This window comes from Komagataeibacter sp. SM21 (genome assembly GCF_041402665.1).
Lineage (GTDB): Bacteria > Pseudomonadota > Alphaproteobacteria > Acetobacterales > Acetobacteraceae > Komagataeibacter > Komagataeibacter saccharivorans.
Genome location: NZ_JBGLOV010000004.1, coordinates 159,581 through 176,322 on the forward strand (window position 1 = coordinate 159,581; position 16,742 = coordinate 176,322).

Here is a 16,742-nt window from a genome sequence, read left to right on the forward strand (position 1 = left end):
CCGCCAGAGGTTACGTGGATTGTGGGCGATCGTTTGCGCCCATCCTCTCGTCTCATACAGATATGAAAAAAGGGTTTCCGGTCGCCCCGATAACGGCGCGCTGAAATGACCTACGCCGCGTATCCGGGCAACAGGCGGTCCAGCCGCCGCTTCATCGCCGCCAGATGCACGGCAGCCGAAGTTTCACGTTCCGTCACCATCTGCCCGACCGCGCGGGCCACGACATCAGGCGCCACGGAGCGAAGTGGTGCGCCCATGGTACGGGCCAGATACTGGTCCCGCGCGGCGATTTCCAGATAATGCAGGTCATACAGACAGGCGGCGACATCCCGCCCGATGACCGATACCCCATGATTGGCCATCAGCACCACGTCGTGATCGCGATGGGCCGCGACCAGCCGCAGGGCTGCGTCCTCATCCAGAACCAGTCCTTCATATTCTTCCAGATAGCCCACGCGCCCGACAAAGCGCATCGCACTTTGCGTAATGGGCAGGATGCGCATATCCGCAAGGCTGGTCAGCGCCGTGGCATAGGGCATGTGGGTATGCATCACACAGCGTGCCCGGGGCACCCCGGCGTGGATGCGCGCATGGATGTGAAAGGCCGTTGGCTCCCACATCCCCTGCCCCGCGACGATGCGCCCCGCAAGATCGACCCGGATCAGGCCGGATGCCGTCACCTCCTCAAACAGCGGGCCAAAGGGCTTGAGCAGGAATTCCCCCTCCGCCCCCGGCACGGCGGCGGAGAAATGGTTGAACACGCCGTCATCGCCCCCTTCAAGTGCGACAGTGCGGTAAGCGGCAGCCAGATCGACACGCAGCGCGTGCTCTGGCGTAATGTCCGCCGTCCCGCGCGTGTTCATGATACCTGCCGGACGCCAGCGGCCACGCGCCCCGCGCGCAGGCGGCAGATCACGTAATAAAGCGGGCAGACCACGATCAGCCCCACCATCCACGACAGGTCCGCTCCCCCCAGCGCACGCGCGGCAGGGCCGGTATACAGCGTCGAGGAAATGAAGGGTACCTGCACCAGTGTGCCAGCCACGTAGCAGAACAGGGCCGTCCCGTTCCATCGCCCGTAAATACCGCCATTAGGGCGAAAGAAGGATGCCACATCATATTCGCCACGGTGGATCAGGTAATAATCGACCAGATTGATCGCCGTCCACGGCACCAGAACATACAGCAGCAGAAACAGGAAGTTCATGTAGTTTTCAAGGAAGTCGGCCTGCGCATTCAGCGCAACCCCCGTCCCGCACGCAAACAGCGCGAAGCAGAAGATCACCCGCGCCCCCGCACCGGGCCGCCATCCGGCGCGGAAGGTCTGCAGCACCGTAATCGCGGCCAGCATGCCACCGTAGATATCCAGCGCCCCGCAGCACGCCACCGTAACCGAGAACACCAGCACGGCGAACCAGCTCAGCCCGCCCAGACTGTGCGACAGGGTTGCGATGACATCCCCCCCATCGGCCAGGATACCGAACAGCGCGCCCAGCAGCATGGGGAATGTCGCCCCCGTCACCACGCCGCCATACGTGCCCCAGAATGCAGGCACCGCGCCGGTATCGCGTGGCAGGTAACGCGAATAATCCGAAACATAGGGCGCGTAGGAAAGCTGCCACAGGGCCGCGACCGACATTGCGCCAAGGAAGTCATGGACGGAAAAACTGCCACGGGACATGAAATCGGCAGGCAGGCCCTGCACACCGATGATCCAGATAAAGCACAACACCAGCGTAAAAGCCGACAGGATCGACAGGTAACGCGCGCAGCGATGGATCATGTCATAGCCGCATATGGCGACCAGCAGGCTGGACGTACCGATCAGCAGGATGGCAGCCGACTGGGGCACGACGGGAAACTGGCTATGAACCGACCGGCCCCCTATGGTCACGTTGGACGCGGTATAGCCCGCATACATCAGGATCACGATGACCGTGACCAGCACCGCGCCATAGGTACCGAACTGCCCACGGGTCTGGACCATCTGCGGCACGCCCAGACGGGGACCCTGTGCCGCATGCAGCGCCATGAACACCGCGCCCACCAGGTTGCCGACAATCAGCGCCATCGCCGCCGAACGGAAATCAAGATGGAACGCCGTCGTCGCCAGCGATCCGGTGATGATTGTCAGGATCTTGACGTTGGCGCCAAACCATAAGGTGAAAAGGTAGCGCGCCGTGCCATGCCTGCGATCGGGTGGAATGGGATAGATGGTTTCGTTTTCGATATAGGATGGGGTAGGGCTTGCCATTCACGCTCTCACAGACAGGGGGCAGGGCATAATCACGCGGCCTATGGCGTGCAGGGACATATCGTTAACGCGATAATGTCAGCATGCGAACGGTATGAATGCAAGCACGTCACGGCCTTCTGAAGTCAGTATAGGCAAATTCTTTACAGACATGGTTTTTTTCGTAACGATACCGTACGGAATCCCGGCTCTGTTTACGCACCCTGACCATGGAACACGCTATTGACAGGCACGACGACCCCACACACCCCCACGCGCCGTACCCGGCTGAACACGATCATCCGCATGGTCGTGGCACCCGTGCCTCTGGTCATGATCATGGCGGGCAGCGTGCTGGCCAACCGTTACCGGCCCATGGTGCTGGGCATGCCCTTCTTCGTGTTCTGGACGGTGGTATCGGTGTGCATGTGTTCCGTCAGCATGGGGGTGATCTACCTGCTTGATCCCGCCAACCACGGCCACGATGGGGATGACGCACCATGAACGTGGCGCTGCTTATCATAATGGGCACCATTGCGGGCGCGCTTGCGCTGGGCCTTATGGCACGGCGCGGCATCCGCATGGACCTTGAACAGTGGAGCGTGGGTGGTCGCAGCTTCGGCCCGGTTTTCATGTTCGTGCTGATGGCAGGCGAGGTGTTCACGACCTTCACCTTTCTGGGGGGAGGGGGCTATGCCTACGCGCATGGGGTCGCGGCACTGTACATGGTTGCCTACACCGCACTGGGTTTCGTGCTGTCTTACTGGCTTCTGCCACCTGTATGGCGAATCGGGCGCAGGCACGGGCTGCTGACGCAGGCCGATTTCTTTCGTGTCCGTTACGACAGCAAACCGCTGGCGCTGCTGGTGGCAGTGGTGGGTCTGGTTTCCATGATCCCCTATCTTGTACTCCAGCTCAAGGGGCTGGGCATCATCGTGCAGGCCACGTCCTATGGCCTGCTCTCACCCTCGCTTTCCGTGTGGATCGGGGCGAGCGTCATGTGCGTGTATGTCGTGGTGTCCGGCATGCATGGATCAGCATGGACCGCTACGGTCAAGGATGTGCTGGTACTGGGAATTGTCGCATTCCTGGGACTGTACATGCCATGGCACTATTACGGTGGCATGGGGGCGATGTTCGACCGTATCGGACAGATGCGGCCTGACCTGCTGACACTGTCCACCAGCGGGTTCAGCCCGTCATGGTACTGTTCGACCATCATCATATCCGGGCTTGGCATCTATATGTGGCCGCATACGTTCGGCTCCGCCCTGTCGGCGCATGCGGCGCGCAGCTTTCGCCTCAATGCCGTGCTGATGCCGCTTTACACGCTGGTCATGATCCTTGCCATGATCGTGGGCTTCGCCGCCATCGGGCAGGTGCCCGGTCTGACAGGCGGCCAGATCGACATGGCCCTGCTGCGCCTGTCGATCCAGACCTTTCCGCAATGGTTTGTCGGGCTGATCGGGGCGGCGGGACTGCTTACGGCAATCGTGCCCGGTTCGATGATGCTGATCGCCACCGCTACACTGGTGGCCAACAATGTCTACGCCATGGTTTTCGTCCCCCGGGACCGTGCGCGGGTGGGACGCGTGGCGCGCATGATGGTGCCGGTCGTAACATTGGTTGCGGTCTGGTTCGCGCTGGACAGTTCCATCAGCATCGTTGGGCTGCTGATCATGGGCTACAGCTTTGTCACCCAACTGTTCCCGTCACTCGTGGCCAGCCTGCCCGCGCGCCGCATCGTCAATACGGCGGGAGCCGGGGCGGGCATATGCGTGGGGGTTACGGTTGTTATGATTACTGTCCTGACCCATGCCACCATGGCCACGATGTTCCCTGCCCTGCCCGCCTGGATACGCGATATCAATATCGGCAGCCTTGCGCTGGGGCTGAACATCATCACCATGCTGGCGGTCAGCCGCCTGTCAGGCGCGCGATACAGCGCAAAGGCATGATCCGCCACAAGGCCATCACGTCACACGGCTTCGCTGACGATGACCTCGATCGGGGTCGGCGCAAAGCCTGAACAGGGGTTGTTCTGCTGCGGGCAGTTGGACAGGACAGCCAGAACCGGCATATGCGCACGCAGGGTCACGTAATCACCGGGGCGGGAGATCCCTTCAGCAATTTCAAGCGCCCCGTCGGAGGCGAATTTCACCCGCATGAAGAAATTGACGTTGGAGACGATTTCCGATGGTCCCAGCCCCCATTTTGACAGCTCGGAAATGAAATTGGTGCGGCAGCTTTCGGTTTTTTCCACGCCATAGCGCAGGCGATCCATCTCGCAACTGCAGCACCCGGCCAGCGTATCGTGAAAACCGCATGTATCCTCGATAACGGAAAACATCTTCTCCGCCCGGTCGGAATACAGATCCGTTCCCTTTGTTACGTAAAGCGAGCGGTTCAGCTTGACGGTATTGGGAACATTCAGCCGCGCATGGGGCGCATGCGCCGTAAAGCACAGGAAATCCACCGCCTGCTGGCCGTACAGATCGACAATGCTCAGAAACTGCCCCGTAGCCAGCACGCGCGACCACGGCTTTTTCGGCGCAACGGTCTCCCGGTGAATGACGCGGCTTCCTTCGGGCAGGGTCAGGGCAACAGTCATACGCGCGGTCTCCCTGGCATCAGGACGGGCGGGGAATCAGCCGATACGCATGGGCGCACGGCCATATTCGTTGCCGGCGATCACAAGCCGGGTCAGCGCATCGAGGAAGGCATCCCTGTCCCCCCCTGTCAACGCGGCAATGGTGCGCGCATGCGCCCGGCGGGCGGGCTCGGCCATTTCTTCCAGCAGGGCCGCCCCGGTTTCGGTCAGGTAAACCCGCTTGAGCCGCCGGTCGCGCGTGGTGCGTTCGCGCCGTACCAGCGCGCGTTTTTCCAGCCGGGCCAGCACATTGGCCAGTGTGGCGCGATCCACGCCAACTTCCTGTGTCAGTTCGCTCTGGTCCAGTCCCGGTCGCGCCTGCGCCACGCACATGATGCTGTACTGCACCGGGGTTATGCCGAACACGCCGCATTCCTCGGCAAACAGGGCGACATGGATCTGGTGCAGCCGACGGATCAGGAATCCCGGTCGTGCGCCAAGCTGCGCCATGTCGCCCATCCAGCCCGGTGCATCGCCACGGGCGACGGTAGGTTCATGTGTCATGACCCCACGATACCAGCCGCCGCAGGGCGCGCCAAATAATCGTTAGCAGCAGCCGGCCCGCCCCCAGTCGTGCAGGCGGCGGAGGGGCTTCCTCATTGCGCAAGCGGGCCTGAAGGTTCAGACCGACAGTGCGGGCGATTTCATTGGCGAATACCTGTACCACCGGCCCACGCCCAAGCTGCGCCAGCGGCCCGCGCAAGGCATAGTGCATGTCGATTTCCACCCGGCTGGCCTCGTTCCCATCCGGCACAACGGTAAAATCCGCCTGTCCCGACAGCCGTGTGCCACTGGCCTGATCGCGCCCCTGACACGTCAGTGCGCCGCGCATCGCATCCGTTGCGTACCGTACCGTCGCCTCCCCCTGAAAACTGGCCTGAATCGGGCCAAGGCTTGCGGTCATTTCCCCGCGTAGCTGATTGCCTTCCCGCGATAGCAGGCGTGCCCCCGGCACGCAGCCGACCACCAGTTCCGGGTCACGCACCGCATCCCATACCGCACTGGCAGGCACGCCGATGCGCAGGACCTGCCGCATCCGGTTGGGGGTATTGCCACCTGTGGCCCCCTCCGCCATCGGGGCTGTCATGGGGATGACGCCCTCATCGCGCTTGCGGCGGGCAAAGGTTGCGGCGGGCAGCCTGGGCGGGATAGCGGCCTGAACGCCCCGTCGCGTCTCAAGCACGCGCATGATCGCGCGCACGATGCCACCATACCCCGTGCAGCGGCACAGGTTGCCCGCCAGTTCCAGCCGCACGCGTTCGCTATCCGCATCAGGCAGGCGCGTGACGATATCGCGCGCCGTCACCAGCATGCCCGGTGTACAGTAGCCACATTGCAGCGCGTGTTCGGCGGTGAAGGCGGCGCGCAGTTGCGCCATCACATCATCCGTGGCCAATCCTTCGATACTGCGCACGTCCCGCCCGCTGCATGAATGCGCCAGCGTGATGCAGGCCCGCACGGGCTGGCCATCCATCACAACGGTACAGGCACCGCATACGCCATGTTCACAGCCAACATGCGTACCGGTCAGCAGCTCGGTCTCGCGCAGGAAATCAGCCAGACTGGTCCGTGGCGTCGCATCCCCCGTACAGGGCCTGCCATTAAGCGTGAGTGTAAGTGTGCTCATGCGCGCGTTCCCCTGTGTGCCTGCATGGCCTGTTCCATTGCACGCCCGGCGATCACCGCCTGCATGCGGCGTTCGACGGGACCAAGTCCCACCCCCTCCAGCGCGCCTTCGACCGCGGCCGGATCGGCACGATCCCCTTCCAGCACGACGGGCGGCCCACCGGTCGCCCCGATGACCATGCGCCTTACCCCATGCGCGGGGTCCAGCAACACGGCGCACATGGCATGCGCGAATTCGCCCGGTTTGCGGCACGCCTTGACGTATCCCCAGCCAAAATCCGCGCCGGGGCGGGGAATACGTATGGCCTGCACGATTTCACCGGGTTGCAGCACTGTGCGGAACGCACCGGTGACAAAGCCCGACAGCGGCACCATGCGCCCGCCACGCGGGGTCCATGTCAGCACCAGCGCACCCAGCGCGCCCAGCGTGCACAGCCAGTCCGCGCCCGGATCGGCATGACACAGGCTGCCGCCCATCGTGCCGCGCGTGCGGACCGCCCGATAGGCGATATTGGCCGCGATCCGTGACAGTATCCCGCCGGGCAGGTCGGGCGTACGCCCGTCCTCGATTGCCGCATGGGGCGTGGATGCGCCAAGGGTCAGGGCATCACCCGCATCCTCCACCCCCTGACATTCCACCAGACCATGCAGCGCCACAATCCGCGCGGGACGGGCCACACGGAAATTGAGCATCGGCCCCAGAGACTGCCCGCCCCCCATGGCCCGCGCCCCTTCTGTCGCCAGCATGGTGCTGGCCTGTGCCAGCGTGGCGGGCTGATCGAAGGCAAAATCGACAGGCTTCATGAGGCAACTCCCTGTTCGCGCGCCATCAGGGCGGACACGATCCGGTGCGGCGTGATCGGCAGGCGATCCATGCGCACACCCAGCGGGCGCAGGGCATCATTGACCGCGTTGGCAATGGCGGCTGGTGGCCCGATCGCTCCACCTTCCCCGATGCCTTTCTGCCCGAATTCAGTATAGGGCGAAGGCGTAACCATATGATCGATGCGCAGCAGCGGCACTTCCGTAGCACCGGGCAGCATGTAATCGGCCAGCGTGGTGGCCAGCGGCTGCCCCGCCGCGTCGAAGGGCATTTCCTCATACAATGCGGTGCCGACACCCTGCGCCAGACCGCCATTGACCTGACCGTCCACGATCATGGGATTGACCAGCACGCCCCCATCCTCGCAGATCGCGTAATCAAGGATCTTTACATCCCCCATCTCGGTATCGACCGACACGACAACCGCATGGGCGGCGTAGCTGAACGTGCCGGTATCACGCCGGGTCCGGTAGCCGCCCGTCACCTCCAGCCCGGCGGGAGAGACATCGGCAGGCAGTTCCTGTGGGCGGAGGTACCAGGTGCGCGCGACCTCCGCTATGGTTACGGTGCGCTCCCCGCTTACGACCGCGCCGTCCACTATCCGCGCATCTTCCGCACGCACCTGCAGCAGTTTGGCGCCAATGGCCACGATGCGTTCGGCCAGTTCGCGGCAGGCGGTGGCAACAGCGCCCCCGGCCATCACCATGCAGCGCGACCCCCACGTGCCGGTTGAATAGGGTGTCAGCGCCGTATCGCCATGCACCACCTGAATCCGCTCAATCGGAATGCCCAGCACTTCGGCGCCGACCTGCGCCAGCGTGGTTTCCAGCCCCTGCCCGTGGGACTGGATACCCACGCGCAGTTCCAGCCCGCCATCGGGCGTAAGGCGGGCGACCGCCTGTTCAAAACCCGGCACCATGGGAATGCCCCAGCCATGGTAGACCGAAGTGCCATGCGCCCCCTGTTCGCAGAAGATCGCAATCCCCAGCCCCAGCCTGACCGGCCCCTGCATCGCCGCCTGACGCGCACGCACGCCGGGCACATCAATCGCCTTCACCACGCGGCGCAGGGCTTCGGGGTAATCGCCGCTGTCGAAATGTTTGTTGGTGATGTTATCAAAAGGCATGAGTTCGGCAGGCACGAGGTTGCGCAGCCGGACTTCCCACGGTTCAAGACCGGCCTGCACCGCAATATCGTCCATGAGGCTTTCAATCGCGTAACACACGCCCGCGCGCGCAACCCCGCGATAGGGGACGATCCCGGCCTTGTTCGTCGCCACCGAACGGGTATGGCAGCGATAGCCCTGCATGCGGTACGGACCGGGCAGGATGCTGGCCACCTGCGCTGCTTCCAGACAGGCGGAAAAGGGATAGATCGAATACGCCCCGGCATCGACCGAAGCATCGGCATCCACCGCCAGCAGCCGCCCGTCACGATCGGCATAGGCGTTGAGTTCATAATGATGTTCGCGGCAGTTGGCATTCCCCGCAAGCTGTTCGCGCCGGTCTTCCAGCCAGCGTACGGGATGGCCAAGATGCCGGGCAAGGAAGCCCGCGCAGACTTCCTCGGGCAGAAGAATGCCCTTGTAACCAAACCCCCCGCCCACATCGGGGGCAATGATGCGTACCTGCTCTTCTGAAAGACCAAGACAGCCAGCAAGCCCCGTGCGCACGATATGGGGCATCTGGGTCGATGTAATCAGCACAAGCTGGTTAAGCCGCGACTCCCACCGGGCGATGACGCCGCGCCCTTCCATGGGGGACATGCACTGCCGCGCTGTGCGCAGGGTGCGTTTTACATGGATCGGCGCGGTGCGGATGATTTCGTCCACGTCCCCCGCCACCTGCGTCTGCAGGAACAGGTTGTCGCCCCAGTGGTCATGCACCAGCGCCGCACCGGGTGTTATGGCATCCAGCATGTCCGACAGGGCGGGCAGTTCCTCGTAATCAACAACCACGGTCGCGGCCAGATCCTCCGCTTCCGCCCGCGTGGGGGCCACGCAGACGGCTACGGCTTCCCCCACATGACGGACCTTTTCATACGCAAGGGCATACTGTGCGGAGGATTTGAAACCCGGCAGGCCGGAATTGGCGATAATCGGCTCCACCCCATGCAGGTCGGCGGCGGTGAATACGCAGTCCTCCCGCCCCGCTGGTTTGTGGATCGCGCCCAGCCGCGCATGGGCATAGGGGCTGCGTACAAAGGCCAGTTCGCGCATGCCGGACAGGCGGATGTCGCCAACGTACTCCCCTGTTCCACGCAAGTAACGATCATCTTCCTTGCGTGGGACGGACTGACCCACGCCCTGTTTATTATTATGTCCGGGAAAGCTGTTGCTTCGGGGGGCATCATCTGTGGTCATTACGCCTTATATCCCTGATCGCACGCCCGGCGGGGACCGGGCGGGGTGAAGAATCGCGGCGGGCCGCATATCAGGCTTGCACGCCCGTATATCGTCAGTATACTGACTGTTAATAGCGGCGGAGGCAACCAATGAATTCGGCATTTGACACGCTTTTGCGTGGTGGCACCCTTATCGACCCGATGACCGGACGCCACGGCGTGGCCGATATCGGCATTCGCGATGGTCGGATCGTGGCGATCGAATCCACGATCGGCCCTGATGCCACGGCACGCGAGACGCATGACGTATCGGGCAAGATCGTGACGGCTGGCATGATCGACACGCACGGTCATATCTATGAACATGTAACCGGTCGCTTCGGCCTGAATGCCGATCTGGTGGGCGTGCGTTCGGGTGTCACCACACTGGTTGACCAGGGCGGACCAAGCTGCATGACCATTGGCGGGTTCCGTAATTTCATTTCCAACCCGTCGGACAGCAGGGTGCTGTGTTTCCTGTCCGCCTATCTGGTGGGCGGGCTGGAAGGCCACCTTTACCCCGAACTGTATGGCCCCGGTCAGACCAACGTCGAACATTCGGTGCGCGCCGCGCGGGAAAATGCCGATCTGGTGCGCGGGATCAAGGCGCATTGCGAACTGGGCGGCGTGTCGCGCTGGGGGCTGGATGTCATCCGCATCGGCAAGCGCATCGCGCGGGAAGCGGGCATCCCGCTTTATATCCATCTGGGCCAGCTCTGGCCGATGAAGGAGGATGCACCCGATATCGACCCCGATGAAATCGTACGCGAACTGATGCCGCTGATGGAACCGGGGGATATTCTGGCCCATCCGTTCACGCGGCATCCGGGTGGTTTCATTTCAATGGAAACGGGGGAAGTGCATCCCGTGGTATGGGCCGCGCTGGAACGCGGCGTAACGGTGGATGTCGGCCACGGGTCGCATTTTTCATTCGACATGGCGCGCACGGTCATGGCGGCAGGCATCCGTCCCTACACGCTGGGGGCTGACATGCATGGCTATAACGTGCGCGTTCCCTCCGCCACCGATCTGGACGACCGGGGCCGCAATCCCTTTGCCGGGGTCGCGCCGTTCAACCTGACCCATGCGATGTCGAAACTGCTTTATCTTGGCATGCCGATGGATGATGTCGTGGCAACCGTCACATCCAATCCCGCGCGGATGCTGGGCATGGCCGATACGCTGGGATCGCTTCAGGTCGGGCGCGAGGCGGACATTTCCGTTCTGGATCATGTGCGCGGTCGCTTTACCATGTCCGACAACAGCGGCGTCAGCGTGGAGGTGGATGAAATGCTGGCCCCGGCATTCTGTCTGCGCGCGGGCAGAATGCACAAGGCGGACAGCCCGCTGATCCCGCCGCTGGCATGAATCCGACCGAAGAATGGGGGCGGCTGGATCAGGCGGCGCGCAACGCGGCATACGACAACGCCGCCGCCGTAGCGGACAGCCAGACATATATGAGCGCGCTGCGGGCACAATCCGCCCGCATGCGCGCGCACAGCCTGCCGGGGCGGGTGGATGTCGCCTACGCCCCCGGTGCGCGCACCGTATGGCAGCTTTATCCCGCCGCCCGGCTGGATGCGCCGTGTCTGGTATTCATCCATGGCGGGTACTGGCAGATGAACGCACCGGAAGGCTTTGCCTGCCTTGCCGAAGGGCTGCGCGCGCATGGCTGGTCGGTGGCGATGGTGGGGCACACGCTGGCCCCAGAGGCATCGCTGACCACCATTACGCAGGAAATTGACACCGCGCTGACATGGCTGGACCGGCATGGCCCCACCTATGGTCTGGCTGGCCCACGGCTGCTTTCGGGCTGGTCGGCGGGCGGGATGCTGGCCGCATTGATGCTGGGGCACAGGGCGGTCACGGCGGGACTGGCCATTTCGGGCATATTTGAACTGGGGCCATTGCGTGACACCAGATTCAATACGGCGCTACGCCTGAGTGATGCGGAAGTGGCGACACTTTCCCCGCTGCGCCTGCCCGCATGTGAAAAACCGCTGGCCATTGCCTATGGCAGCCGTGAACTGCCCGCCCTGTGTCACGACAGTATCGCGCTACACCGGATGCGCGCGACCCGGCACTGTCCCGGCCCGCTGGTCCCCGTGGCGGGAGCCGATCATTTCACCGTGCTGGATGCCCTCCGCCAGCCTGAGGGAGAACTGGTGCGCGTTGCACGGATGATGCTGCCATCTGAAACAGCCTTCCCACCATAAAGAAGTTTTTGGTGAAGCTTTTTTCAAAAAGCTTCGGGCAATGCCGCCATCACGCCCCCGGTTCCGCACACAGATCGTCAAGGATACCCGCAAGGAAACGATCCCCTTCCGCCAGTTCGGCAGGCAGGATGTATTCATCGGCCTTATGCGCGCGTGAAATCGAACCCGGCCCGCAGACAATGCACGGAATACCCAGTTCGCTTTCGAACAGTCCCGCTTCCGTGCCGAAATCTATGACACCCGTTTTATTCTGCCGCGCATGGCGCAGGCCGGTTGCCAGAATCCCGCCGTCCCCTGAACTGGCAAGACCCGGATAGGCATTCACGATCTCGACCGTGATCCCTCCTCTTGCCCCATCATCGGTAATCCGCCGGGCGGCATCATGCAGCCACGCGACGTAATCCGCACCATCATATCCCGGCAGAAGGCGGATTTCCGCCATGATCACGCAGCGGTCGGGCACGATGTTCAGCGCCGTGCCCCCGTCGATCAGGCCGATCTGAACGGTGGAAAACGGCACTTCAAAACGCCCGTCATGCGTTTCCTCCTGCCGGATATGATCCTGCAGCCGTCCGGCCGCGATAACCATTTCGGATGCAAGAACAATGGCGTTCTGCCCCCTGAACGGATTGGCGGAATGCGCGGCGCGGCCATGGCATGTTATCTTCAGGGCGATCTTGCCCTTATGCGCGACGGCGACCCCCATTTCCGTCGGTTCGCCAACCACGCAACCGGTGGCGGTCACACCCTGTTGTCCCAGTGCGCGCAGTAAGGAGCGCACGCCAAGACAGCCCAGTTCCTCATCATGCGAAATGGCCAGATGCAACGGGCGACGCAATGTCCTGCGCCCCGCACTGGCGGCTGCCGTCAGCATGCAGGCAAGAAAACCCTTCATGTCGCTGCTGCCACGACCGTAAAGCCTGCCATCGCGCGCGGTCAGCCGGAACGGATCGGTCGTCCAGTCCTGTCCCGCGACAGGCACGACATCCGAATGGGCGGACAGGATGATGCCATCCGGGCCATCCGGGCCAATTGTGGCGAACAGGCTGGAACGTCCCTCCGCATCGCCTGGCACGCGTTCGACCCGCGCGCCGGTGGCGACAAGATACTGTTCCACCCAGTCGATCAGGTCAGCATTGGACGTGCCGCAGATGGTTGGAAATGCGACAAGACGTTCCAGAATGGCGATCGTGCCGCTTTTGTCCGCGCCAGACTGCATGGACCGGTTTTCCCCTGTCATCGATCAGTCAAGCTGGGCGATGATATCAACTTCCACAAACCATTCCGGCCGCGCCAGCGCCACGACGACAAGCCCGGTAAACACGGGAAATACACCGCGCAGATACTGGCCAAGGGTGCGATAGACCACTTCCCGATAGCGGATATCGGTCAGATAGACCGTCACCTTGCAGATATGGCGTGGTTCGGCCCCCGCTTCGGACAGGAGGAGAAGGATATTCTCCGCCACCTTGCGCGCCTGCCCTTCCGGGTCGCCGACCGCGACATTCTCCCGCGTGTCGAGATCCTGCGGTACCTGCCCGCGCAGATAGACCATCTTTCCCGCCACGACCGCCTGACACAGGTCGTTATCGAGATTCTGCTCGGGATAGGTTTCGCGCGTGTTGAACGGGCGGATGCGGCGATGTGTCACCGTAGCTGGCAGATCGGTCATGATATCCTTACTTTCCCACGACAGCATCACTGAGACCGGCGGATTTTTTCACGAAATCCAGCGACGGGTTCCAGTCGAAATTACGATACACAGCCGCCAGATGCGCAAATGGCGGTGACTGCGCGAAAAGCTGGAATGTCAGGCGGTGTCCGGCATAATCGGAATTGAGCAGATCGCGCGCATAGGCCAGTAGCCTGCGCCGGTCATCCGCCACCCAGTTTTCGTTAATGGTATAGAATTTCTGCAGCCACGGCCCCGTTTCCGGGTCGGCAAAGGCCGCAGCATCCGGCGTGACGCAGATCTGTCCGCCGCACAGTTCGCGCGTCAGGTGCATCATTTCATGCAGTTGCGAGCACGCCAGCACGCGCCCGCTCATCAGCAGGGACTGATTGGGCATGAGCAGCCCGCCGGGGCTGGGTTCCGCCATGGCGATGGCGGCGGTCAGGTGCGCGTTGATCCCCTCGCGATAGCAGGCAAGGCGTGCGAGTTTTTCCTGAACGGCCTGCTGCCGGTCCAGACCGGTCTGGCGCACGTTGAACAACGCGGTGCCGATCATCATGTCCGCCAGTTTCAGGTTACGCTGCACGAACGCGAATGCGCTGTAGCGATGCAGGGTGGCGCGGATGAAGGTCGCCGCCTTCGTATGGCGATAGAACAGCACATTTTCCCACGGGATCAGCACGTCATCGAACACCACGAGGGCTTCGACCTCATCAAACCGGTTGGAAAGGGGATAATCCGTCTCCGGCGCGCGACCGGCAAAACCGGTACGACAGATGAATTTCAGGTTGGGCGAGGAAAAGTCACACACGAACCCCACCGCGTAATCGGACAGGGCGGAATCCCCCCAGTTGGCGATGGTGGGTTTGGTAAAGGCCTGATTGGCGTAGGCCGCCGCCGTCTCATACTTGGCGCCACGCACGATGATCCCGGCATCCGTTTCCTTCACCACATGCAGCAGCATGTCCGGGTCCTGATCCTGCGGGCGCTTGGAACGGTCGCCCTTGGGATCGGTATTGGCCGAAACATGGAACGGATCAGCATAGATCGCCCTGACTACATGATTGCGGATATTCTGGGCAAAGCGCGGATCGACCTCGTTCAGCAGGTCCTGCCCGTCGTACAGGGACCACATCTCCCCGATCGTCTCATCACCCACGCGGGTTACAACGCCTCCGACCTCGTTGAGAACGGTATCGGTGGACAGGCGCTTGTCGTCCCAGTCCTGTCTGGTTTCGGGTAATTTCAGGCCGATTGCCGAACGGTTCCCCTCCCCATCGACATAGGTCATCCGGTCACGGAACGCATCTTCATGCTGCATGTCGTAAATACGTGCGCGTATATTGACGATGGGGCGGAACATCGGATGGGTGGTCACATCATTGACGCGCTCCCCATTGACCCAGATGCGCCGACCGTCGCGGATCGAATCAAGATACTGCCTGCCTGTGCGGATCATCGGCGAAACCTTCCGTCTGTCTTAATGGGAGAGAATGGAAACCGGGCGGCAGAATTCACGCCGGTAATGAAGAAGTGTGTGGGCATCACGGGAATTCACGCTTTCGACCGCGCACAGGAACACCATGTGGGAACCCGTGGGGATGGTGGCCGTGATGGCGCAGGAAAATGTGGACAGCGCATCATCCAGCACCGGCAGCCCCGCATCATCGCGCGACCATGTGGCGCAGGCGAAATCAAAGGCGGAAAACCGTCCTGCCTGCCCCGCGAAGACAGACGCGATTTCGCCCCCCGCCTCGGTCAGGACATTGACGTTCATGCGCCCGTTCCGCGCCAGTGCGGCAATCATGGGACTACGCTGGTTGATACATACCGATATGACCGGCGGATCGGCGGAAACGGAGTTGAAGGAACTGACCGTCAGCCCGAACCGGCCACCCGGCCCATCGGTGGTCACGACTGAAACCGGGGTCGCGACACTGCGCATTGCGTCGAGGAACTTCTTCTTCAGGGGGTTTGTGTCTGTCATGTCCGTACCTCGCACCAGTCCGTGCCGGATACGTGCCCGTCTGGCGGTTCACGTTCATTGCCGACCTGTCATGATCCTGTGCCGGAACCAGCAGGGGGCAAAGAATTAAATCCCGATCCCGCCCATCGGATTTTCCGATCCCCTATCGTGCGCACATGGTTTCTGGTGACGTATGAATTTTGAAATACTGTTATATTTTCATATGTCTTCTGTATTTCATCCTGCTGAATACAGAGACCACTCATCATACCGCAGCCCCTTGAGGCGGATAACCTGGCCCCTTGAAATCCATGCCGATCACTATAGGCTTCCAATACGTTAATTATTCCGATCAGGAAAAGACGGGACCCGCCCCAAAGTATTGATACCCGAAGCCGGATTGATGAACGCACAAGCAGAGCGGTTCATCCGGCACGGTAAAATGACAGGAACCGCATGACATTTTCAGTTGTCGCCCGATGCGCGCGTACCGGACAGTTCGGGATCGCCGTTTCGTCCTCCTCCCCCGCAGTGGCCAGCCGTTGCGCGTTTGCACGCGCCGGTGCCGGGGCTGTCGCCACGCAGAACATTACCGATCCTTCGCTGGGTCCGGCAGGGCTGGACCTGCTTGAACGCGGCGCCACGGCGGAAGAATGTGTCGCCATACTGGTGCGCAGATCGGAATTCGCGGCTTACCGGCAGATTTCGGCAATTGATGACACCGGCCTTACCGCTGTCTGGTCGGGTGAGAAAACACTGGGCCTGTACACATCAGCCACCGGGCACAATGTCGCCTGTGCTGGCAACCTGCTGGCCAATGACACGGTTCCCGCCGCCATGGTCGAAGCCTTTTTGGCCACGGACACGACGATGGAATTGGGACAGCGGCTGGTCACAACCCTTGCCGCCGGGCTGAAAGCGGGCGGGGAAGCAGGACCGGTGCGATCGGCTGGGATGCTGGTTGTCGATACCCATAGCTGGCCGCTGGCGGACCTGCGGGTTGACTGGCATGACACACCCATCGCGCAGCTTCAGGATCTGTGGGATCTGTGGCAGCCACAGATGCGCGACTATACGCTGCGTAGCGTCAATCCGGTGGAATCCCCCTCCTACGGTGTGCCGGGGGACGAATAGAAAGCGGCTTTCATGCCCGGCCCGGAACAGGCGACGCCCT

General features: G+C 62.3%; 16 protein-coding genes. 5 read left to right on the forward strand and 11 right to left on the reverse strand.

Annotated elements, in window-relative coordinates; genetic code table 11:
• Positions 1-110: 110 nt before the first annotated feature.
• Positions 111-863: a class II aldolase/adducin family protein gene (locus ACBR42_RS06110; protein WP_371207494.1), complete on the reverse strand. Its 753-nt coding sequence runs from the start codon at positions 861-863 to the stop codon at positions 111-113.
• On the reverse strand, positions 860-2,254 hold the full coding sequence (locus ACBR42_RS06115; protein WP_110547036.1) for a cytosine permease: 1,395 nt from the start codon (positions 2,252-2,254) through the stop codon (positions 860-862). Before ACBR42_RS06115 ends, ACBR42_RS06110 begins: the two co-directional genes overlap by 4 nt.
• A gap of 222 nt (positions 2,255-2,476) precedes the next feature.
• Here ACBR42_RS06115 and ACBR42_RS06120 point away from each other — a divergent pair, with 222 nt between their 5' ends.
• Together ACBR42_RS06120 and ACBR42_RS06125 are read left to right on the forward strand one after the other, a co-directional pair.
• Entirely contained in the window at positions 2,477-2,737 is a 261-nt protein-coding gene (locus ACBR42_RS06120) for a DUF3311 domain-containing protein (RefSeq protein ID WP_371207495.1), read from the forward strand.
• The gene (locus ACBR42_RS06125; protein ID WP_371207496.1) at positions 2,734-4,191 is read left to right on the forward strand and encodes a sodium:solute symporter; all 1,458 of its coding nucleotides are present in this window, start codon (positions 2,734-2,736) and stop codon (positions 4,189-4,191) included. Before ACBR42_RS06120 ends, ACBR42_RS06125 begins: the two co-directional genes overlap by 4 nt.
• A gap of 20 nt (positions 4,192-4,211) precedes the next feature.
• Here the strand turns inward: ACBR42_RS06125 and ACBR42_RS06130 are convergent, their stop codons facing one another.
• The 5 genes from ACBR42_RS06130 to ACBR42_RS06150 are packed head-to-tail and all read right to left on the reverse strand — an operon-like array spanning position 4,212 to position 9,694.
• Entirely contained in the window at positions 4,212-4,844 is a 633-nt protein-coding gene (locus tag ACBR42_RS06130; RefSeq protein ID WP_371207497.1) for a DUF1989 domain-containing protein, read from the reverse strand.
• A gap of 36 nt (positions 4,845-4,880) precedes the next feature.
• Positions 4,881-5,387, reverse strand: a complete 507-nt coding sequence (locus tag ACBR42_RS06135) for a MarR family winged helix-turn-helix transcriptional regulator (protein ID WP_254057997.1) — start codon at positions 5,385-5,387, stop codon at positions 4,881-4,883.
• A complete protein-coding gene (locus ACBR42_RS06140) occupies positions 5,377-6,510 on the reverse strand; it encodes a 2Fe-2S iron-sulfur cluster-binding protein (RefSeq protein WP_102325527.1) in 1,134 nt (377 codons plus the stop codon). The genes ACBR42_RS06135 and ACBR42_RS06140 overlap by 11 nt, the downstream gene beginning before the upstream one ends.
• Positions 6,507-7,313 (reverse strand): xanthine dehydrogenase family protein subunit M, encoded by an 807-nt coding sequence (locus tag ACBR42_RS06145; protein ID WP_371207498.1) that lies wholly within the window; start codon positions 7,311-7,313, stop codon positions 6,507-6,509. The genes ACBR42_RS06140 and ACBR42_RS06145 overlap by 4 nt, the downstream gene beginning before the upstream one ends.
• Positions 7,310-9,694, reverse strand: coding sequence for a xanthine dehydrogenase family protein molybdopterin-binding subunit (locus ACBR42_RS06150; protein ID WP_132305002.1), 2,385 nt, complete (start codon positions 9,692-9,694; stop codon positions 7,310-7,312). Before ACBR42_RS06150 ends, ACBR42_RS06145 begins: the two co-directional genes overlap by 4 nt.
• 131 nt (positions 9,695-9,825) lie before the next feature.
• On the opposite strand from ACBR42_RS06150, the gene ACBR42_RS06155 reads away from it, so the two are divergent.
• Both ACBR42_RS06155 and ACBR42_RS06160 read left to right on the forward strand, forming a co-directional pair.
• Positions 9,826-11,082 (forward strand): amidohydrolase/deacetylase family metallohydrolase, encoded by a 1,257-nt coding sequence (locus ACBR42_RS06155; protein WP_371207499.1) that lies wholly within the window; start codon positions 9,826-9,828, stop codon positions 11,080-11,082.
• Complete coding sequence (locus tag ACBR42_RS06160; RefSeq protein WP_371207500.1) at positions 11,079-11,930, forward strand: alpha/beta hydrolase; 852 nt, start codon at positions 11,079-11,081, stop codon at positions 11,928-11,930. Before ACBR42_RS06155 ends, ACBR42_RS06160 begins: the two co-directional genes overlap by 4 nt.
• Positions 11,931-11,979: 49 nt before the next feature.
• On the opposite strand, the gene argE is transcribed toward ACBR42_RS06160, so the two are convergent.
• From argE to ACBR42_RS06180, 4 genes are read right to left on the reverse strand one after another with little or no spacing between them, the layout of a single operon-like run.
• A complete protein-coding gene (argE, locus tag ACBR42_RS06165) occupies positions 11,980-13,149 on the reverse strand; it encodes an acetylornithine deacetylase (RefSeq protein ID WP_371207501.1) in 1,170 nt (389 codons plus the stop codon).
• Between the two features lie 24 nt (positions 13,150-13,173).
• Positions 13,174-13,581, reverse strand: coding sequence for a RidA family protein (locus ACBR42_RS06170; RefSeq protein ID WP_162900523.1), 408 nt, complete (start codon positions 13,579-13,581; stop codon positions 13,174-13,176).
• 28 nt (positions 13,582-13,609) lie between these two features.
• Complete coding sequence (locus ACBR42_RS06175) at positions 13,610-15,061, reverse strand: 4-hydroxyphenylacetate 3-hydroxylase family protein (protein WP_371207502.1); 1,452 nt, start codon at positions 15,059-15,061, stop codon at positions 13,610-13,612.
• 21 nt (positions 15,062-15,082) lie between these two features.
• Complete coding sequence (locus ACBR42_RS06180) at positions 15,083-15,589, reverse strand: flavin reductase family protein (RefSeq protein WP_371207503.1); 507 nt, start codon at positions 15,587-15,589, stop codon at positions 15,083-15,085.
• A 435-nt stretch (positions 15,590-16,024) separates the two neighbouring features.
• On the opposite strand from ACBR42_RS06180, the gene ACBR42_RS06185 reads away from it, so the two are divergent.
• Positions 16,025-16,702, forward strand: coding sequence for a DUF1028 domain-containing protein (locus ACBR42_RS06185; RefSeq protein ID WP_118962788.1), 678 nt, complete (start codon positions 16,025-16,027; stop codon positions 16,700-16,702).
• Positions 16,703-16,742 lie beyond the last annotated feature (40 nt).

What these genes read in the sequence shown, in the direction of transcription:
- ACBR42_RS06110 (WP_371207494.1), bottom strand. Translation starts at nt 863, where the DNA reads ATGAACACGCGCGGGACGGCGGACATTACGCCAGAGCACGCGCTGCGT.
- ACBR42_RS06115 (WP_110547036.1), bottom strand. Translation starts at nt 2,254, where the DNA reads ATGGCAAGCCCTACCCCATCCTATATCGAAAACGAAACCATCTATCCC.
- ACBR42_RS06125 (WP_371207496.1), top strand. Translation starts at nt 2,734, where the DNA reads ATGAACGTGGCGCTGCTTATCATAATGGGCACCATTGCGGGCGCGCTT.
- ACBR42_RS06130 (WP_371207497.1), bottom strand. Translation starts at nt 4,844, where the DNA reads ATGACTGTTGCCCTGACCCTGCCCGAAGGAAGCCGCGTCATTCACCGG.
- ACBR42_RS06135 (WP_254057997.1), bottom strand. Translation starts at nt 5,387, where the DNA reads ATGACACATGAACCTACCGTCGCCCGTGGCGATGCACCGGGCTGGATG.
- ACBR42_RS06140 (WP_102325527.1), bottom strand. Translation starts at nt 6,510, where the DNA reads ATGAGCACACTTACACTCACGCTTAATGGCAGGCCCTGTACGGGGGAT.
- ACBR42_RS06145 (WP_371207498.1), bottom strand. Translation starts at nt 7,313, where the DNA reads ATGAAGCCTGTCGATTTTGCCTTCGATCAGCCCGCCACGCTGGCACAG.
- ACBR42_RS06150 (WP_132305002.1), bottom strand. Translation starts at nt 9,694, where the DNA reads ATGACCACAGATGATGCCCCCCGAAGCAACAGCTTTCCCGGACATAAT.
- ACBR42_RS06155 (WP_371207499.1), top strand. Translation starts at nt 9,826, where the DNA reads ATGAATTCGGCATTTGACACGCTTTTGCGTGGTGGCACCCTTATCGAC.
- ACBR42_RS06160 (WP_371207500.1), top strand. Translation starts at nt 11,079, where the DNA reads ATGAATCCGACCGAAGAATGGGGGCGGCTGGATCAGGCGGCGCGCAAC.
- argE (WP_371207501.1), bottom strand. Translation starts at nt 13,149, where the DNA reads ATGCAGTCTGGCGCGGACAAAAGCGGCACGATCGCCATTCTGGAACGT.
- ACBR42_RS06175 (WP_371207502.1), bottom strand. Translation starts at nt 15,061, where the DNA reads ATGATCCGCACAGGCAGGCAGTATCTTGATTCGATCCGCGACGGTCGG.
- ACBR42_RS06180 (WP_371207503.1), bottom strand. Translation starts at nt 15,589, where the DNA reads ATGACAGACACAAACCCCCTGAAGAAGAAGTTCCTCGACGCAATGCGC.
- ACBR42_RS06185 (WP_118962788.1), top strand. Translation starts at nt 16,025, where the DNA reads ATGACATTTTCAGTTGTCGCCCGATGCGCGCGTACCGGACAGTTCGGG.